General features: G+C 57.3%; 17 protein-coding genes and 1 tRNA gene. 7 read left to right on the top strand and 11 right to left on the bottom strand.

The features are described 5' to 3' along the window. Positions 1-30: 30 nt before the first annotated feature. From ndhI to ACVW0B_RS05365, 4 genes are read right to left on the bottom strand one after another with little or no spacing between them, the layout of a single operon-like run. Positions 31-654: an NAD(P)H-quinone oxidoreductase subunit I gene (gene ndhI, locus ACVW0B_RS05380; protein WP_457405761.1), complete on the bottom strand. Its 624-nt coding sequence runs from the start codon at positions 652-654 to the stop codon at positions 31-33. Between the two features lie 38 nt (positions 655-692). Beyond that, positions 693-1814: an NADH-quinone oxidoreductase subunit NuoH gene (gene nuoH, locus ACVW0B_RS05375; RefSeq protein ID WP_414331864.1), complete on the bottom strand. Its 1122-nt coding sequence runs from the start codon at positions 1812-1814 to the stop codon at positions 693-695. A 56-nt stretch (positions 1815-1870) separates the two neighbouring features. Beyond that, positions 1871-2074: a hypothetical protein gene (locus ACVW0B_RS05370; protein ID WP_011432507.1), complete on the bottom strand. Its 204-nt coding sequence runs from the start codon at positions 2072-2074 to the stop codon at positions 1871-1873. A 39-nt stretch (positions 2075-2113) separates the two neighbouring features. Next, a complete protein-coding gene (locus ACVW0B_RS05365; protein ID WP_041437160.1) occupies positions 2114-3298 on the bottom strand; it encodes an NAD(P)H-quinone oxidoreductase subunit H in 1185 nt (394 codons plus the stop codon). 170 nt (positions 3299-3468) lie between these two features. On the opposite strand from ACVW0B_RS05365, the gene ACVW0B_RS05360 reads away from it, so the two are divergent. Then, positions 3469-3792, top strand: coding sequence for a DUF3288 family protein (locus ACVW0B_RS05360; RefSeq protein ID WP_457491134.1), 324 nt, complete (start codon positions 3469-3471; stop codon positions 3790-3792). A gap of 57 nt (positions 3793-3849) precedes the next feature. Here ACVW0B_RS05360 and ACVW0B_RS05355 read toward each other — a convergent pair whose 3' ends face one another. Next, positions 3850-4407: a carboxymuconolactone decarboxylase family protein gene (locus ACVW0B_RS05355; protein ID WP_414352218.1), complete on the bottom strand. Its 558-nt coding sequence runs from the start codon at positions 4405-4407 to the stop codon at positions 3850-3852. A gap of 166 nt (positions 4408-4573) precedes the next feature. Further along, positions 4574-4828, bottom strand: a complete 255-nt coding sequence (locus ACVW0B_RS05350; RefSeq protein WP_414331870.1) for a hypothetical protein — start codon at positions 4826-4828, stop codon at positions 4574-4576. A gap of 60 nt (positions 4829-4888) precedes the next feature. Between ACVW0B_RS05350 and ureG the strand changes: the two genes are divergently transcribed. The 5 genes from ureG (at position 4889) to ACVW0B_RS05325 (ending at position 8871) form a co-directional block, all read left to right on the top strand. Then, positions 4889-5551 (top strand): urease accessory protein UreG, encoded by a 663-nt coding sequence (ureG, locus tag ACVW0B_RS05345; RefSeq protein ID WP_011432513.1) that lies wholly within the window; start codon positions 4889-4891, stop codon positions 5549-5551. After that, complete coding sequence (locus ACVW0B_RS05340) at positions 5548-6351, top strand: urease accessory protein UreD (RefSeq protein WP_457491133.1); 804 nt, start codon at positions 5548-5550, stop codon at positions 6349-6351. Before ureG ends, ACVW0B_RS05340 begins: the two co-directional genes overlap by 4 nt. 51 nt (positions 6352-6402) lie before the next feature. Further along, on the top strand, positions 6403-7917 hold the full coding sequence (locus tag ACVW0B_RS05335) for a hypothetical protein (RefSeq protein WP_457491132.1): 1515 nt from the start codon (positions 6403-6405) through the stop codon (positions 7915-7917). 58 nt (positions 7918-7975) lie between these two features. Next, positions 7976-8055: transfer RNA gene (locus ACVW0B_RS05330), tRNA-Leu, on the top strand. Between the two features lie 204 nt (positions 8056-8259). Then, on the top strand, positions 8260-8871 hold the full coding sequence (locus ACVW0B_RS05325) for a Ycf51 family protein (RefSeq protein WP_414343408.1): 612 nt from the start codon (positions 8260-8262) through the stop codon (positions 8869-8871). Here the strand turns inward: ACVW0B_RS05325 and ACVW0B_RS05320 are convergent. Together ACVW0B_RS05320 and ACVW0B_RS05315 are read right to left on the bottom strand one after the other, a co-directional pair. Further along, positions 8799-9716, bottom strand: coding sequence for an alpha/beta fold hydrolase (locus ACVW0B_RS05320; protein WP_457491131.1), 918 nt, complete (start codon positions 9714-9716; stop codon positions 8799-8801). The two genes, ACVW0B_RS05325 and ACVW0B_RS05320, sit on opposite strands and share 73 nt — an antisense overlap. Positions 9717-9746: 30 nt before the next feature. Beyond that, the gene (locus ACVW0B_RS05315) at positions 9747-10412 is read right to left on the bottom strand and encodes a Crp/Fnr family transcriptional regulator (protein ID WP_011432518.1); all 666 of its coding nucleotides are present in this window, start codon (positions 10410-10412) and stop codon (positions 9747-9749) included. Positions 10413-10828: 416 nt separating this feature from the next. On the opposite strand from ACVW0B_RS05315, the gene surE reads away from it, so the two are divergent. Next, complete coding sequence (gene surE, locus ACVW0B_RS05310) at positions 10829-11626, top strand: 5'/3'-nucleotidase SurE (RefSeq protein ID WP_457491130.1); 798 nt, start codon at positions 10829-10831, stop codon at positions 11624-11626. A gap of 113 nt (positions 11627-11739) precedes the next feature. On the opposite strand, the gene ACVW0B_RS05305 is transcribed toward surE, so the two are convergent. From ACVW0B_RS05305 to ACVW0B_RS05295, 3 genes are all read right to left on the bottom strand, one after another. Then, entirely contained in the window at positions 11740-16596 is a 4857-nt protein-coding gene (locus ACVW0B_RS05305; protein ID WP_457491129.1) for a helicase-related protein, read from the bottom strand. A gap of 115 nt (positions 16597-16711) precedes the next feature. After that, positions 16712-17422, bottom strand: a complete 711-nt coding sequence (locus ACVW0B_RS05300) for a DEAD/DEAH box helicase (RefSeq protein WP_457491128.1) — start codon at positions 17420-17422, stop codon at positions 16712-16714. 32 nt (positions 17423-17454) lie between these two features. After that, positions 17455-18453: a hypothetical protein gene (locus ACVW0B_RS05295; RefSeq protein WP_457491127.1), complete on the bottom strand. Its 999-nt coding sequence runs from the start codon at positions 18451-18453 to the stop codon at positions 17455-17457. Positions 18454-18692: the final 239 nt, after the last annotated feature.

The raw sequence follows: 18692 nt of genomic DNA, 5'->3' as shown, positions 1-18692 counted from the left end.
CCTAACCTGAAACGACTATAACTGGGCGGACTATTCCACTGCAGCTTTGGCTTCTTTCTCCTTAGCTGCCTTGGCAGCGCGCATTTCTGCCAAAATCTCTTCAGGCCGTTTGCCGGCACGCTGGGATCCAGCAGGCAAGTCGTGGGGATCGATCACCCCTTTGGGCAGATAGGCAAATTCTCGCAAGGGGGTCACCATCGGGTCTTCGGTAACCTTAGAGGGCAAACGGCCCATCGCCACCTGATGGTAGTTGAGGTCGTGGCGGTCGTAGGCGGCCAGCTCATAATCCTCAGTTACCGAGAGGCAGTTGGTGGGGCAAAACTCCACACAATTGGCACAGAAAATGCACACCCCAAAATCAATGCTGTAGCTGTAAAGCTCCTTTTTCTTCAGCTCTGGGTTGTAGGCCCAATCCACCACCGGCAGGTCAATTGGGCAAACTCGAACACAGATCTCGCAGGCAATGCACTTGTCGAACTCGAAGTGGATGCGTCCCCGAAAGCGCTCAGAGGGGATCAGCTTTTCGAAGGGGTATTGCACGGTTACCGGGCGCCGGCCCATGTGGTCGAAGACAACCCCCATCCCTTGGCCGATGTACTTGGCGGCTCGGAAGGCATCGCCCACATATTCTTTGACACGCTTGAGAAACGTCATGACCTATGTTCTCCCTCTCTTGCCTCTTTACTTCTCATTCAACCCCCAAAAAAGGTGGGGAAGGCGAGCTTTAGGGCTGCCGTCAGCAGCAAGTTAACAAAGGATACGGGCAGCAAAAACTTCCACCCCAAGTCCAGCAGTTGGTCAATGCGCACCCGCGGCAAGGTCCAGCGCAGCAGGATGGCCAAGAAGATGAAGATAAAAGCTTTGACCATCGTCATGACAATGCCCAAGGCCGCTGCGCCGATCTGCAAGAAGGGGTTATCCAAGGGGATCCCGGCCAAGGCGGCAATCGTTTCCACCGGCACCACAAACGACCAACCCCCCAAGTACAGCACCGCTGCAATGAGGGAAGCCAGCAGCAGGTTGGCGTAGGATCCCAGATAAAACAGGGCAAACTTCATGCCGGAGTACTCCGTTTGGTAACCGGCTACCAGCTCTTCTTCTGCTTCCGGCAAATCGAACGGGATCCGCTCCGTTTCCGCCAGAGCCGAGATCAGGAAAATGACAAAGCCAATGGGCTGCCGCCACACATTCCAGCTCAGAATGCCCAGGCCGCTCTGCTGCTCCACGATCCCCACCGTGTCCAGACCGTTGCTCATCAGCACCACGGCCAACACCGACAGGGCCAGCGGCAGTTCGTAGCTGATCGATTGAGCTGCCGCGCGTAGCCCACCCAGCAAGGAGTACTTGTTATTGGAACCGTAGCCCGACATCAACAAACCGATGGGTTGCACGCTGGAGGTGGCGATCAGGAAGAACACGCCAATGGCAATGTTGGAGATCAATAGGTTCTGGCCAAAGGGAACCACCAGGTAGCACAAAAAGACGGGCAGGAAAACCAATATCGGCCCCAGCGTAAACAAGACTGGGTCGGCCAAGATGGGTAGAACATCTTCTTTGGTCAGCAGCTTGATGCCATCGGCAATGGGGATCAGCACCCCCTGAGGGCCGGCCATGTTGGGGCCAATCCGCTGTTGGGCTGCTGCCGAGATCTTGCGCTCCAGCCAAGTCATGACCATCACCCCCAAGGTGGCGGCGATGATCAGCAGCAACATCGGCAGGGGCATCCAGAGGGCATGGGCTGCACCTGCTCCCAAGCCTAGGTTCTGTAGGGCAGTCTCGAAGCCAAGTTGTAGGTCGATACCAGCGTTTGTCATGGGGGTGAGTAGCTCCCTAGAGATGGCGGGTTGGGTAGGGTTTGGGATCCCTGTAGCTAGGTTTTGCCGTTGGGATCCGACTGGGGGGGGCGGTTACGGCGGCGTAGCTCCTGCTGGATGATGGCCTGAAGGCGAGCATCAGATAGCTCTTCCGCGCGGCGGCGCCTTTCCTCTTGGTACTTAGCCCATTGCTTGGGGCCGATAACCGCAGCAATGACAGACACAATCAACAGCGGCAGAACCAAGATCGCCCAGGCCATCGCCTTTGTCCTCGCTTTCCGTAAGTATCTTAGCGATTCCTAGCGATCCACCTCGCCCATGATGATGTCAATGCTGCCGAGGATGGCGATCATGTCGGCTACCTTCATGCCGCGAATGAGCTGAGGCAACACTTGCAAATTGACAAAGCCGGGGGGACGGATCTTCCAGCGCCACGGGCAGACGTTGTCGTCACCAACAATGTAAATGCCCAGCTCTCCTTTGGCGCTCTCCACCCGCACGTAGGCTTCCCCCTTGGGGATCTTGAAATTGGCGGAAGGCTTTTTGCTGATGAACTGGTAGTCCCCTTTGTTCCACTCCGACTTCGGCCCCTCCAGCATCCGCTTGGCTTCCAGGTTTTCAAAGGGGCCTCCTGGCAAAGCCTTGACGGCTTGCTGCACGATCTTGCAGGACTCGCGCATCTCTTTCATGCGCACCCGATAGCGGGCCAGGCAATCCCCTTCGGGATAAACGGCCACCTCCCAGTCGAAGTCGTCGTAGCACTCGTAGTGATCCACTTTGCGCAGATCCCAGTTGACGCCGCAGGCCCGCAACATGGGACCCGACAGACCCCAATTGATGGCGTCTTGCTTGGAGATGGCTCCCACCCCTTCCAGCCGTCGGCGGAAGATGGGGTTGTCGGTCACCAGCCGCTCGTATTCATCCACTTTGGGCAAGAAATACTCGCAAAAGTCTAGGCATTTTTCCGTCCAGCCGTAGGGCAAGTCCACCGCCACGCCGCCCACCCGGAAATAGTTGTTGTTGATCAGGCGCATGCCGGTGACGGCTTCAAACAAGTCTAGGATCCACTCCCGCTCCCGCATGGCGTAGAGGAAGGGGGTTTGGGCGCCCAAATCCGCCAAGAAGGGACCAAACCAAAGCAGGTGGTTGGTAATACGAGTTAGCTCCAACATGATCACCCGCAGGTAGCTGGCCCGTCTGGGCACGCTGATCCCGGCCAGTTTCTCGACGGCATTGACGGTGATGGCCTCGTTAAACATGCCGGCCCCGTAGTCCCAACGGGAGACGTAGGGCAGGTATTGCACCACCGTGCGGTTTTCGGCGATTTTTTCCATGCCGCGGTGCAAGTAGCCGATCACCGGTTCGCAATCGACGATGTTTTCGCCATCTAGGGTGACCAGCAAACGCAAAACCCCATGCATAGAGGGATGGTGCGGCCCAAAGTTGAGCAGCATCCGGTCGGTACGGGTCTCGATCATGGGCATGGGCATAGCCGCCGCCTCCGCAACTGAAGAATGTTCATGGTCTGCAACATTTGCAGTATAGCGGTTTTCTTCTGCCTTCTCGGGATCCCATGCCATCAGGGATCCCAATCCTCGATATTGAAAATCTCCAGGGGAACTCAACTAGAGTGAGAGAAAAAGGAGGGAGACCGATGGCTGTATCCCGTTCACCCGCGAATGGCCCATCCCGACGAGAGCAGCAACATCCGCAGTATGCCACCGACCGGGCTGCGCTCGATGAGCTGATGGTGCAGGCTCAGGAGAGGCCCCTCTCCGAGTGGGTGCTGGCGGAAGTCGCCCGTTTGCGCATCCGTTACCACGGTTTCCCCGGTGCCTGGGATCTGCAGCGGGATTTGGATCAAATCCTGGAACAGTGGGGCCTGAGCGAAGAAGAGCTGTTCGCCCGGACTCGCCAGATCCATGCCCGCGGCCAGGTGTACGACCGCAGCTTTAGCACGCGAGACGACTGGGCCTAGTGGAGGGTTTGGGTCGGGATCCCTTACCCCCCTGAGAGAGGGGAGTTTGCCGGTTGTTCATGAGACGTGAAGTTGCTCGGCAAAGACGGGATCCAAAGGCACATCTAGGGCGGCAATCACCTTGGTCCAGAAGTTCATAAAGCCAATCCAAGCCGATAGCTCCACCAGATCTTCATCTGACCAAATGGCTTTTAGCTGGGCAAAGAAGCTGTCGGTCACCACCATGCTGGGCACGGTCATCCGCTCAGCGTACTCGATGGCCAGCTTCTCCGCTTCGGTGTAGAGGGTGCTGGTGCGGGCCTGGGCCACCGCCGCAATTTTGGCAGGGGAGGCGCCGTACTTTTGCGCCTGCAGGGTGTGGTAGGGAAGGCAGTAGTGGCGGCAGCCGTTGATTTGGGCAATGCGGATGCTGACCAGCTCCTTCAGCTCTTCAGGCAAGTTGGGGTTTTGGGTGTGCAGCGCCCCGTAGAGGTTCATCACGGCTCGCATCAGTTGGGGCTTGTGGGCCATCACCTGCAGGGGGTTGAGGGCGGTGCCGTAGGTTTTCTCCAGGCTTTCGTAAACCTTTTGCAGTTGCTTATCGGCTTTCTCTGGGGTAACAGGAGGGATCCGCATGGACGGTCTATAAAAATTGCAGCATTCTCGACTTTAGCGCGTCTGGGGGATCCACCCAAGCCTAAGGGGCGCTTCACGGTCTGGGGGAGGGATCCCTTCTCCCGTTGAGAAGGGGACCTTGGTCTTTTGGTTTCGTTCCAGACACTCCTGCAGGGCTTGCAACCTGTCAAGGATTGCCCAAGGATTGTTCAACGGCTTCCACCTGCTGCTGGGTGGCGGTAGCCCCTTGGTTGAGGGTTTGCTGCAGTTGATCCCGCGATTGGTAAATCTGCAGCGGCCCACCTTGAGGGATCCCTTGCTGGGCAGCTTCTGGGCTGGCTTGCTCTGGTCTCGGCTCCGAACTCAGCGGGTTGCGATAGAGGCGGTTAACCAGCAAAAATCCCACCAGCACCACAGCAGTTGCCACCAAAAGCCGAACCATACTCGGATCCCTTGCAAGCTTCTGATTCTAGAATGCCCTCAAAGAGCATTAGGTGGTCAGATGTCGGGCAAAGTTGCGCAAACTTCCCAGCCGGTACGGGTTGGCATTGGCGGCCCGGTGGGATCTGGAAAAACCGCTTTGGTGGAAAAGCTCTGCTTGGCGCTGCGGGACCACCTGTCTTTGGCGGTGGTGACCAACGATATCTATACCCGCGAGGATGCCGAGTTTTTGGTGCGGGCCAAGGCTCTGGAGGCAGAGCGGATCATTGGCGTAGAGACTGGGGGCTGCCCCCACACGGCCATTCGGGAAGATGCCTCCCTCAACCTAGACGCCATTCAGGAGCTGGAGCGCCGCTTTTGCCCCCTAGATCTCATCTTGGTGGAATCGGGGGGGGACAACTTGGCAGCTACCTTCAGCCCGGAGCTGGTGGACGCCTGCATTTACGTCATCGACGTGGCCGAAGGGGACAAGATCCCGCGCAAAGGCGGGCCGGGGATCACCCGCTCCGACCTGCTGGTGATCAACAAGATCGATCTGGCTCCCTATGTGGGAGCAGACTTGGGGGTGATGGAACGGGATGCCCGTCGCATGCGGGGAGATAGGCCCTTTGTCTTTACCAACCTGCGCACGGGTGAGGGGCTGGAGCAGGTTCTCAGTTGGCTGGAGCGGGAGGTGCTGTTTCGCCCCATCAAGGCCGACCCCCCCTCGGTGAGCCGCCTGTGAACTTCGGTAAGGCCATCTTGAAGGCAACCCGCCGAGGCGAACATACCCGTATTTGGGAGTATTCTCAGGCTCCCCTGCAATGGCTGGGATCCCCTGGGGAGCCACCTGTGTACTACCTGCGCAACCCCAACGGCGGCCTGCTGGGTGGGGATCGCCACCGGATCGAGATCGGGCTGGGGCCAGGCTCGGCGCTGGAAATTCGCACCCAAGGGGCAACGCGGCTGCATCCCGGCTTGATTCGTCAGCAGGTCAAGGTCAAGCTGGCCTCCACCAGCCAATTGATCTGGATCCCTCACCCGACCATTCCGGGGGCAGGGGCAGACTTTCGCCAGCAGGTGCAGATCGAACTGGATCCCACAGCCCGCCTGGCCTATGCCGAGATCTGGACTGCCGGACGGCTGGCCATGGACGAACGCTGGCAGTTTGAACATCTTGCCAACTGCTTGCAAGTTTGGGTCACTGCCGGGATCCCATCCTCCCCAGAGGGGAGAAAACTCTGGCTGCAGGAACACATGGATCTGCACTTTCCCCATCGACAAGTCTCCGCCGCGTCGGTGCTGGGATTCCACCTCTGTTGGGGATCCTTGTACTTGCTGGGGGATTGGCCGGAGCCCCCTTGGCCGACCGTTTGCGTCAGCGGGACAGAGCCCCTACACTGGCTGGTCAAGTCTCCGGATCCCATCTGTAAGGGTTGGATTCTGCGCCAGGTGGGGCCACAGGCAGAGGCCATTTGGCGGCACTTTGGCCAGGTTGCACTACAGCTTGCTCAAGCCAAGGGTGGCTCACCCCAGGGGTGGTAGACTAAGGCTGACTCAAACCAACCGGTTGACCCAAGGCCGGGACGGAGTCCTTTGAACGCTGCTCAACGGATTCTCAGACGCTCTGTCCTCAGGGGGCGAAGTCGCTGGCTGCTCCTCTACGAGAAGGGGATGGCCCTGCTGGCCCTGAGCAACCTGTGCTTGGTGCTCTTCGACATGAGCTATGTGCCTGGGCGAGATTTTTGGCTCCAGGGTCGGGTGCAAATTTTTGGCGCCTTTGGTCCTCCCATTCCGCTGCCGATTCTCTCCGAAGAAACCAGCCGTTCCCCGGTGACCGACCTATACGATCCCATCAAAGGTATCGAGCCCAACCCCGAAACCCAGCGCTACTTGGCCTTGGTGGATGAGCTGCGCCAGGTTACCCTGCGGTTTGGCGTGGAGTCGGAAGCGGCTGCACCGATCCTGGCCCGCTTGCGGGAGCTCAGCGACGAGATGATCGAGACCAACCCCTTTCAGGGCGCCAACAAAACCGGCCAGTTTGTGCGTATCCTCAACTTGATGCGGGAGCACATCCCAGAAGCCGACTCCGCCAGAGCCGCCTTTGCCCGCTTTTGGACTGCTGAGTACTTGGCCGGCGCCGATCCCGCAGATGGAATCGAATTTTTCCAGACCCGGCTGCGCCCCCTCTTTGAGACCAACTATTTCCGCCCCATTGGTGAGAGCGGTAACCCTGTTGACTTTTTCCCGGTGCTGGATTTTCCCTTCGTGCTTCTGTTTGGGCTGGAATTTTTGCTGCGCACAGTGGCCATCAGCCGTCGCTACACCGGAGTCAATTGGCTGGATGCCATGCTCTGGCGTTGGTACGATGTGCTGTTGCTGCTGCCCTTTTGGCGCTGGCTGCGGGTGATCCCCGTCACCATCCGGCTGGGACAAGCACAGTTGCTGGATCTGGAGCGGGTACGCGCCCAGGTGAGCCAGGGCTTTGTTACCAACTTCGCCGAGGATCTGACGGAAGTCATTGTCGTGCGGGTGATCAACCAAATCCAGGTATCCATTCAGCGGGGATCCCTGCCCCTACTGCCGGCAGCGCGTACCCAGCGCGACTACATTGATATCAACAACACCAACGAGCTGGAGGCGATTGCCAACCTGGTTTTTCGCATTGTTCTCTACCGCGTTTTGCCCCAGGTGCAACCGGAATTGCAACAACTGCTCCGCTACAACCTGGATGGCCTGCTCAAGCAGTTGCCCGCCATGCAAACTCTAGAACAGCTTCCCGGCCTGGGATCCCTGCCTGGCCAACTGACGGAGCGCCTGGCCAACGAGCTGACCACCACCACCTACAAAACCCTGACGGGCAGTTTCGAGGATCCCGTCGGCTCCAAGCTGGCAGCGCAACTGATGCAGCGGTTTGGTGAGGTCTTGGCACGGGAACTCAGCCAGGAGCATGCTTCGGAAGAAATTCGCTCTCTCCTGCAAGACTTGCTGGAAGAGATCAAAATTAACTACGTCGAGCGGCTATCCCACGAGGATCTGGAGGAGGTGATGGAGCAAACCCGCCAGCTTCGGCAAAAGGCCCAGCAACTGGAGAAAGACCGCCGCCGATAGAGTTCGGGGGATTGGTTGACGAGGTTTCGCCAGTTCAGTAGGATAATGGTTCCAAGTCGGGCGAGTGGCGAAACTGGTAGACGCACCGCACTCAAAATGCGGCGGGAAACCGTGTCGGTTCGAATCCGACCTTGCCCATGCTCCTCAAATCTGTAGGGCTCGCCGCTTTCTGTGTTTGGTAGGTTGATCCGTCTTGCCTCTTCTCACAGGGGTTTGGTGATAGAACCAGCCAAGCCCTTCTGGAGCAGGGTGCCAGCGGGACGGAGTCCTTAGATAGGGCAGCCAGAATCGGGCTCATCCTGCATCCTAGAGATGAAGCTCTAGCCGCTAAACTGGGGAATCATGGATGCAACTTTGGAATCTTTCTTTGCCTCTGCCACCCAAATTGGGCTAGGTCTAGCAGGCTTGCTGGCTGTGCTCACCCTGCTGGCCTGGATCCGCAATTGGCCCTTGAAGTTTGCGCTGGTGGGCTACACGGCGTTTGCGCTGGTTTTAACAGCGGGATGTTTTGCCCTCAGCTTGGGGCCGATCTTTCGCTCCCGCATTCCCGGTGCTGCCCCCTACACCACCGTCTATGACCAAGGGGCGGATCGAGCGGTTATTGCTGTCAGCCCGGATATCACCCCAGAGCAACTGATCCTCACCCTGAAGCAGGCGGCCAGCGATTTGGGATCCCCGGGCCGCTTCTCCACCGGTTCGCCGGTGTTCACCTTGCGGGCCCGCACCGTCATCCATCCCGAGCCGGGAGTTTCCGAGCCGTTGCTCTTGGGCACGCTGCAACAGCCGTTGGGAAAGCGCCTGCGCACCCCAGAAGAACAACAGCAGCAGCAGATCCATCTAGAGGAAGAGGCCTTTGCCCGGCTGCGGAAGTTGGCCCAGGGTCAGGCTTCTGCCGCCTTGTCTGCAGAGGGAGCGGAAGAGCCAACCACCGGGATCCCACTTGCCCAGTCTTGAGCGCTGAGCCAGCGGCGCAGATCCTGTCCCACCCGGTCGGGGATCTCCCAGGGAAAGAGATGAGCCACGTTGGGATAGACAATGCAGGTGCAGTGGGGCAGGGCGCGGGCTGTGGCCAGGCTGCTGTTGGCGGTGATGTGGCGATCCCGCTCGCCGGCCATAAGCAGTACCGGGATGCGAATTCGGTGCAGATCTCCCTCGCGGTTGTAGCCCCGTTGCAAAGCGGCGCGCAGAGCTTGGCGAGCCTGGGGGGAGGTGTGCAGATAGGCGGGCAAGGCCATGTGCGCCAAATACCGATAGGCCGTTGGGGTCTGTTGCTGCATCAGGTAGCGGTAAAGGGAGCGACGGCCAAAGGTCTCGATGTTCCATTCCCAGCCGGGCCAAAGCCAGTTGAGCAGCGAGGCAACGCCGGTGTTGACCTGATCCCAAAAATCGGTGGGGGGATGGTTGCTGCGGGGGCAGGCGGCACTGGCCACCAAGACCAAACCCTTTACCCGCTGCGGCAGCCGCAAAGCCAACTCCAGGGCCAGGATCCCGCCCAAGGACCAGCCCAGAACCAGAAACTCCTGCCAGCCCAGGCGATCCAGCAGCCGCTCCAAGTCCTCTAGGTGATCCTGCATCTCAAAGGGATCCGTCACCTGGGAATGCCCGTAGCCACGCAGATCTGGCGCCACACAGGGGTGGATCCCCGCCACTGCTGCGGCGAAGACCTGCATACAGTCGGCACTGCCGGGGTGGCCGTGAAGCATCAGGATCGGGAGAGAAGGGATCCCTTTTCCCCAAGTACGGTAGTGGAGCTGCAGGCCCATCGCGTCAGCAGTGCAGTTCCCGACTGCTGTAGGCATAACACTCTGGATAGCATCTAGACAGCAGGGTTAGGCGCTGGCCGCCTTCTTCGGAGTGGGCTGGAGCTTTACCCCGTTGGGAATACAAATTAAGTTTTGATCCAGCACCTGCACAAACCCTTTCGAACGCAGGGATCCCAGAAGACGAGTCACCGTCACGCGGGTGGCCCCAATGGCATCCCCAATCTGGGCATGGGTAAGGGGCCAGGGGAGATACATCCCTTGTTCACAGGGCTGTCCATACTCTTCGATCAACAGGCTCAAGAAGCCCTTGAGGCGATCGATGGCGCGCCGTTGGCCCAGATTTCCCAACCACAGCAGCTTCCGTTGCAGTTGCTGGCGGAAGTTTTCCTGAATCTTCTGGTGCAGATAGGGCCACTGCTCCAGATCCTGCCAGTAAAACCACATCACCGTGGTGCGATCGGCGTGGGTGCAGGCTTTCAACTCAAAGCGCTCTGGGTTGCTCAGCTCAAAAGGAAATCCAGCCGTGATGAACCCAACAAAGACCTCCCGCCGCTCTGGAGTTTGGCTGACCAGGCGCACCACTCCCTCTTGGGTGATGTACACCAATCCCGGACGAGTGGGAATGCGCACGTCTTTGGGAAAGGTGCGACAGCGGTAGTGCTCCTCGGCCCACTGGCAAAGCTCACGCCATTCCTGAGCCTCTGTTGCCGATGTGATGGAAACAAGTGACATGAGATCAACTTCCTGTCGCTCGAGCGACCTGATGGGTTTTACAGACTTTCCAGCTTTACCCGGCTGTAGGCTATGCAACGCTTCCGCGTTCGCGCCGGCGGTGCGGAGCACCTACACGTCAACGGGACGGAGTCTTAGGAAGATGGGGATGGAGAAACAGCAAGATACACACAAGAAGGCAAATACAAAGAGGAAGGAAACCGCAGGGTTTACTTTACCTTAGCTTCATAATGGCACTTGACCTCATAGGGTGACATTGTGTTCCTACTGATATTGTTCAAAAGGCTACGTCCAATAATAACCCCAAGAAGCCGTAAATTTTCAGATTCTGCCGCTGAACTCGGCTACCTGGGGGATCAGCGCAGATCATTGGGTCAGACTGGTGTATGTCTAAGGGCGGGTGTGGGGTGGCTGGGATGAATATTCTCATCAGCAACGACGATGGCATCCAGGCGGCAGGGGTGCGGTGTTTGGCGGCAGCGCTGGCCCAGCTGGGGGGGCACCAGGTAACGGTGGTCTGTCCGGATCGGGAGCGCTCGGCCACCGGCCACGCCCTGACGTTGCACAAGCCGCTGCGGGTGGATCCGGTGCGGGAGGGATTTCCTCCAGAAGTGCAGGCCTGGGCCTGTTCGGGCACCCCTTCCGACTGTGTCAAGTTAGGTCTGGACGGGCTATTGGATCGTCCTCCCGATTGGGTGATTTCCGGCATCAATCAGGGAGCCAATCTGGGCACGGATGTGCTCTACTCCGGCACCGTCTCGGCGGCAATGGAAGGGCTATTGGAAGGGATCCCTAGCCTGGCAGTAAGCTTGGCCAGTTTTACCCATCAGGATTTTCAACCAGCGGCCCAGGTGGTGCTGAAGCTACTGGAGAAACTGAGCCTGAAACCCCTGGGGGAGCCGATGCTGTTGAACATCAACGTGCCCCCCCTAGCGCTGGCTGAAATACGCGGCATGGTCTTGGCCCGCCTGGCCTGGCGCAAGTACACAGATCTCTATGAGAAACGGGTGGATCCGCGCGGCAAGGCCTACTACTGGCTAGCTGGAGAGGTGGTGGAAGAGGGGGTGGATCCCCGCTCGGATGTGCGGGCGGTTGCTGAGGGCTATGTGTCGATTACGCCCCTGCAGCCGGATCTAACGGCCTACGCGGCCTTCGATAGCCTACAGCGCTGGGGCCTCTCAGCCTTTGGCTCCGAATCGGTGGGGACTCTGTAGGGGTTGACGCAGTTCACTGCCCCCAACAGCGCACTCAGCTCGTTGAACGGGCAATTGCCAGTATTGTGGGTTACCACTGGACTTTACCGACTTAGGACGGCGGCAAAACAGAGTCAGGCAGTAGTAGGACGCCTAGAGTTAGCAGTGTTTGTCGGTTTTGCCAGGACATCTCCCGGTCGTCGCAACGTCAAAAAAGGATTGATTGCCTGAATGTTGGCCTGGGGATAAGCTTGCTTGACTTGCTCAAGAGTTTGCCGCCAGATAGGGTGCTCATTTGTCCACAGGGGATGGCGTACAATCCGCACTTCTCGCTGGCGATTTCCCGTCCACACCGGCAGCGGAAAGCTCTGAGATGCCCTTTGGAAGCCTAGGTTTTCCAGCAGCGGTGGCAAGGCTCGCTCCACCAAGCGCTGCCAGGGATTCACCTGCTCCTCCCCTTCCCAAGGGGTGTCCAAACCGAGGGGCGCTTCGGCATCTCGCAGGAGGCGGGCCATATCCAAGGCCAGCCGCCAGTCCAACAACCCGTGGTAAGCCAGGTTGTAATAATCGCGCAAGCAGTTATTGCAAGACGTGTCGCAGGTCTCTTGGTGCAGGTGCTTCAGCCAACGGGCGGCCAAACTGTTGTTGGACTGCGTCCAGTCTTCCTGTTCCAGGAGCTTTGAAAAAACTTCCGGCTGGGCAAGGTGGGGGCAATACCCTGCACCGTTCTCCAGCCGATCGAACAGAAAAGCCTGACCTATCACTCGATCCCCCTCTGCTGTAGTTTGAAAGCCAGCCTGCAGCTCATCGGGATCGACGTCTAGAAAGGCACAGGCAGCCGCTCGCAACCAGAAAGCGAAGGAATAGAGAGCGGCTCGCCCCTCCAGGGTTCTGGGGTCGGCAAACACCCCAGACGGCCAACGCTGGAGGCCAGCCAGCAGCACGTCGGTGCGTCGCTTAGACAGCAAGGCAATCCGATAGGTATTGCCGCTCCCTTTGACGTGTCTCCCTTGGGCTTGCGAATTGGGATCAAGACAGACATAGGCTCCTGGCTGCCTTCTGCCATAGACTGTAGCTTCTTTTTGCAGTAAGAAACCGCCCTCGCCGCCGTGATCGTTAACGATCAGGATGTTGCCGCTGCCTCCCCTCAGGTAAGCGTTGCCAACTGTCACTCCAGGCTCTAGCTCAGATACCCCCAGGAGGGGCCGGCTAACGCGGGGTTGCCACTCAAACTGACCCTCAAAATCCCGCGGCTCCAAGTTGGTGAGAAAGCCTGTCGGCTCTCGGGCATCAATACAGCGAAGAGTGGGTTGCCTGCATACAGGGCAAGTTTGCTTCGCCAGCTTGAGGTTCGCCGGGGGAGGAGAAGGGAAGTCTCCCTGAGGCTGGTAGTCCTCAATCATGGCTTGGCAATTGCGGCACAAGCCCAGCCAGCGGTTAGGTTGGTCAAGAGCCGGCACCAGGCCAGGACGCGATCGCACGTCCCCTTTGTGAGGCACCAACTCCACCAGTCCACAGGCGGTGTGCACCGCCCGATCTTTAACGATTTCTGAGCCGGGGGCAAATTGTGCGATTGCTGTATCCAAGTCGCGATCGATGGTGCCTTGGCTAGCCGACCAGCGGGTATAGAGCAGGCGCACCCGCGTGGGAAAGCCAAACATGGGCAAGATGCCAGCATTGGCCAGGCGTTCGCTGAGTTGGGATTGGCTGTAGGCATTGGAAGTGGCAATCTCGCTAATCTTATTGACCAAATCGTTGCAGATGTAGTGATGCAAGGCTTGTCGATCGTCAGCCGAGAGATGAGTTTGCTGGCAGAGTTGGGTGATCACGGTTTGGATTTCTTGGTCGTGGCTAGCAATCCATTGGCGAACCAACGGCTCCACCTCCTGCCACTTTTCGGCTAGACCAAATTCGCCGTGGACGCTGGTCACGTCTTCAAGATGGACTGCAGCGGATTGATCGTGTTGCGAGACTTCCTGAAAAGCTTGTCGCAAAACTTCTTTGGCGACGACGCGCTGAGCAATGGTACGGCTGCGCAGGTCGATGTAAGGAGAAGGCGGCGGATCGCCGGTAATGGCCTCAGGGCGCTGGAAGTAAAAATCATCGTGGCTGCGGCTCCGGCAAAACGTAACCGCCAGGGAAACCCCCGCGCCGCGCCGCCCAGCTCGACCCACTCGCTGCTGGTAGTTGAAACGCCGAGGCGGCATGTTCGCTAGCATCACTGCCAACAGCCCGCCAATATCTACCCCGGCTTCCATGGTGGTGGTCACGCTTAACAGATCAATGCCCTGGGCCAGCGGTATTTCCCCCTCTAAAAATACGTCTTGGAACCAGCGCTGCCGTTTGAGGCGATCCTCTTTATCCGTTTGTCCAGTCAATTCAGCAGCATTCATCCGAAACGGTTCGTTGTCAGGATCGGAGAGGTAGGCGTAGTAATCCAAATCGCACGGCAAGCTGCTGGGTTGCAGTCGAATTGCCTGGGGGTCAGAGCACCTGCTAGTGTTGCGACCGCCGCTGCACTCAGGGCACCATCCTCCCGCGGAGTGCAAGTAAAAGGCGCTGCACTGAGGACAGCGGTAGCCTTGAAGATCTTTGCGATCTTTGCTAGAGACAGGTACGAGGTAGAGGCGATCTGGATCCAAAACCAGTCCGCCCCTACTGCTGACACCGATTTTGAACGATTCCTGCTCAATCTGGGATTTCAGTCCTGGCTTGCCTAGTTGCTCTAACTTTTCCAACTTTTCCAAGTATCGAGCCACATACTGGGGTAATTCGCAGTTGTGACCCTGCTGGTAGTATTCGGAGTATTTATGCCGCTTGCGAACTCCCAATTGGCGAATGACTGAACTCACAACATCTTGCAGTTCTGAAGGGACTTGAGCTGTAACATAGCCCTGTCCAAAAGACTCAATGTTTCTAACCGCATGGGCAAACAGCGCGAACATCATTTCATTAGCTAAATAGTTGTCGAGTCTGTTGAAGTGTCGGTCTTGCTCTGTTGTTGGACGGTAAATTTGTGTTATTTGCTTACTTTGCCAGTTATAGAGCTCGGTCCAGGGATGCCGATCCTTGTTGACGGAATAGTAAAGGGCGCTAAAGGACGTACCACCAGGGCACAATCCCAACTGCAAGAGTTGGTTGGCCAGAGTGCGTCGAAGCTCGCGGAGCGGGACTTTCTCACCGTAAGACTCGAGCATTTCCAGCCATTGTTGGCGGATCTCATGATTGGCCGGTTGCATGTCCTGCGACCAACGCCATGCCTCGTCATTGAGGAAGGATTGCAGACCACTGACGAAGCGCTTGTAGCGATCCAGATCCTCATCCATCCCCTCAACCTCTCGCAGCAACCGAGGATAGTCACGCAACCGCTGCCGTTGTTGTTCTGGGCTAGGCAAAATGCTGCGCAGAAAGGCCCGCAGATCCTGCCAATACTCCTGCGCCGATCGCACTAGCAACAGGCGCACCATGTCGCAGTAGTGATCCATTTCCATGCCAGCAGCCAATTTGGCAGCATCCTGACGGCTATCGGAAAAAATCACGAGCTTGCGGGATCGGGGTGTCGGCATTTCCCGCAACAAAGCACCGGCAATTACCTGACAGGCTCTCTGAAAGCTAGTGCGGTGCACGCGCAAGGGGGTGGGATAGTCATCGCGGCGGGCGCGATCAGTGTCGCAACGGGGGCAACGGGTCGGCAAGGCAGGCTGATTCCCTTCTTCCACCCAGTACAGCCAGCCAGGAACCTCGCCTTCTCTAGGGGGGATTATATCCTGTGTGAGTTCGCCGGTAGCGGGGTTGAGTTTGGCTTTAAGCCACCGCCGTTCTATTTCGTTAGCAGTCCACTCCAAATCTTGCGGCTCGGTCGCCCAAGGCTTTGGGTCGTGGGGCAGGGGCCAGAAAACGCGATAGTTCCCAGATTTTTGCGTGAGGTTCACTAAATCATCAGGGATGCCCTCCAACTCGGGTTGATCGGGGGTGAGGATGACCGACTTGGCAAATGGGTAAGCATATCCCCCCAGGAATACCTCCCCGCAAACTTCGCAGACGATCAAGTCCAGAACACGCGCTCCACAGTCGCAACTGAGGCGGTGCTGGCTATGCAAGGCGCCAATAGGTGGAGGGGGTTGGTTGTCTCCCGACGGACGGTGCGCGACGCTGCAGCGCGGGTTGCTGCACGCCCACAACCCTTGCAAGTTGTGAAAGAAGAGGTGGCCGCGCACAGGTTGAGGCGATCGCCCATCTTTTCGTTGAGCTACCGCTGTCGCCATCAATAATCCCCGCAAGGACTCAGAGACCAGACCCCCTTCGGGCATGGTTGCACCTGGGAACAGTTGCTTGTCAACTTTTTGGATGGGGGTAGCGCGCACGCTGCCGCTAACTTGCCGACAAGCCTCTCGCAGGGCATCGGCAACTTTGAGTTCCTCGAGGCACTCCCCCAAGGCTCGCTCCGGCAATTCCGAGCTAAGATCGCCGCCCAAAGCTTGCACCAGTCTGGTCAGGGCTTCCTTGGCAATGGGGAGGGGCCGCAGCGGCTGGAGGGGATCCGGCTGCACGTCCCGGGCAAACTGAGCGAAAGCAGCTTGATACTGGCGCACTCGCAATGGCGCTTCGGGATCCGGAGGAACTTGTTCTCCGGCAATCACCACAAAGCGATCGCGACCAAAAAAGTCCCGGAGAAACTTGTGTCCTGCTTCGTTGTCTTCCAAGCTGGCACTGGTTGCCAAAACCTGCAATTGTTCTGAGTCAACTGTTAGCCCCAAGCGGTACAGAAGTAAGCGCAGCAAGTAGGCCACTTCTGAGCCTGGCGTGCCTCGGTAAGTGTGCAACTCATCGATGACGAGCAAGAATTTACGCTCGGGATCCCCCTGCAGCCACCTTTTGGTTTTCTCGAACATCCCCTCCTCAATCTGCCGCATCAGCATAATGTTGAGCATGGAATAGTTGGTAATCAAAATATCCGGCGGATGCTCTTGCATGTCCCAGCGCGATCGCATTTCTCCCCCATCCAAGCGGGGAAAATAAAACCTCAAATCTGGGTCTTCACTTTGGGCAGCCTTTTCCTGCTCTGCTTGCAACTCTCGCAGTTGCTGGGCTAGTTCTTCTACCTTCTTATTGGGAGTGCGATTTGGGAGTGCGATAGCCAGGGAGGGGGGTTTGTCCCGTGTAACGACCGAAGGTGATGCGATTGCCACCGCGATGGCGATCCAACCATTCATGGGTCTCTGGACTATCCAACACTTTGCGCAAGCGCCGCAATTGATCCTCCACCAGCGCGTTCAGCGGATAGAGAATCAGCGCCCGGATTGCTGCCGGTCGTTGTTGACCTTGGCGCTGCGGCACCCACTTGTCATCTGCGTGCTTCCACCAGAACGTATCTCCGCTCTGAGAAGACATCGGATCCCAGGTACGGGATTCCCGGGCAAGGTGGGCTAGGATTGGCAACAAGAAACACTCGGTTTTGCCAGAACCAGTTCCCGTTGTTACTACAATATCCTTCTGGTTAACGATGGCTGCCTTCAAACTTTGCCATTGGTGCTCATACAGCGGAAAGTTTGGAAATAAAGACTGGCCTAGATATACCAAATCTTCATAACCAGCGGGTAAAGCTTTCGCTGCTTCCTCAAGGGTTTTGCCAGAAGAAGGGTAGAGTGGTGTAGGCTCCAATAGGGGAGGAGTACTAAGCAGAGCATTCTCAGGTCTGTACTGCAAGTGGCGATCCCGCTCGGCGCTAAGAGCAGGGTAACGTAAGGGAAAAGCACTTCTAATGTAAAGCTGGTAGATTCGATCTAACCGCTGATAGATACCGACGAGGTCGTACATGGTTTTTCCTTTGCCTTTGGCAAAAACTGTAACTATTTCTCCAGATCAAAAAACGGCAGCTGTTCACCAATGACTTGCCACACAGTTGGTGCAATGTTCTGATAAATCAGTTCTTCTGTTGTGCGATTGTAGCGAGGCAGACAACCCGATTGCATGACCAAGTAGCGTTCGTAGGCTAGCGGCCAGCGCTGGCTGATAGGGATCGATAGTTCTTGGGCATTGGGGTCGTAACTAACTGATAGGTTTTTGGGAGCAAGATGAGTCAAAGCCAAAAAACGTAAACTGTACCATTCGGCGCTGTACCAAGCGTTGTGCTGGCGGTCGTAGAATAGGGCATGCTGCTGTTGGGATCCCTCCTCGTACAGCTCGTAGAAACCCGTTTCCTCGGCGTCTGGCACATCTACGAAGCTGCTCCCATCGTAGCGCTTTAGTCGATAGCGGTGAAGTGGCACCCAATCGACGACCTTTAGCGTAGCTACCCAATCAGCCCAAGGAGGAGGGGCCTCGACCGGACGAATGGCTAGAGCAGGATATTTGACCCGTAACTCGGCAATTGCGGTGGCAGCATCAGCTTGCAGCTCAAGCTGCCAACAGGGTGGAGCATCCCTTCGAGGTTGAGGGATCTTCACAAGGCGACCAAACTGCTGCAAAGACTCTTGCAGGCTGGCGTTTCGCTGACCGTACAGCACGTAGCAATTTTTGCTCACTGGCTGCAGGGAAGGTGGCTGCATTTGCCAGTGTTGACCATCCTGAGCTGCCAGAAGATGCCCTAACAACTGCAGCCGACGCCACAACCGACGCGGTTGGACTAGATCTAGGTGACTGCATACGGCTTGAAAGGTTTCCCAAGAACCAGAACCGGCTGCCGATAACCACCAAAGCAGCTGTTCGCACGGCTGGGAGCGATCGCTTCCTGCCGCCTCTGCTATAGGTGTTTCCAAACCAAGTGGGTTGACTTTAGGTGGCCGCTTGACTTGGAAATACTCAATGGGTTGGGTATCCCGTTCCAACTCATAGGCGATACCCACCATGTGTCGAATATCTTCCCAGCAAAATCCTTCTCTTCGAATCCTAACTATACTGATACCTCTCACTGTTTTAATCAGTTGCTCAAGGGTGTTTTGTGTGGATGACCAATCAGAGCGCGCATTTGTCTTAATACCCAAGTAGAAGTAATACAGCCTTTTAATTTAAAATAGGGTACAGGTATTCAAGAGGAAGGAGAGAAAGGAATGCCGACTCATTCTTTGGATTTGCGGCAAAGAGTTGT

The sequence above is a fragment of the Thermostichus sp. MS-CIW-23 genome (assembly GCF_054059455.1).
This window is presented reverse-complemented; position numbering and strand designations above follow the sequence as displayed.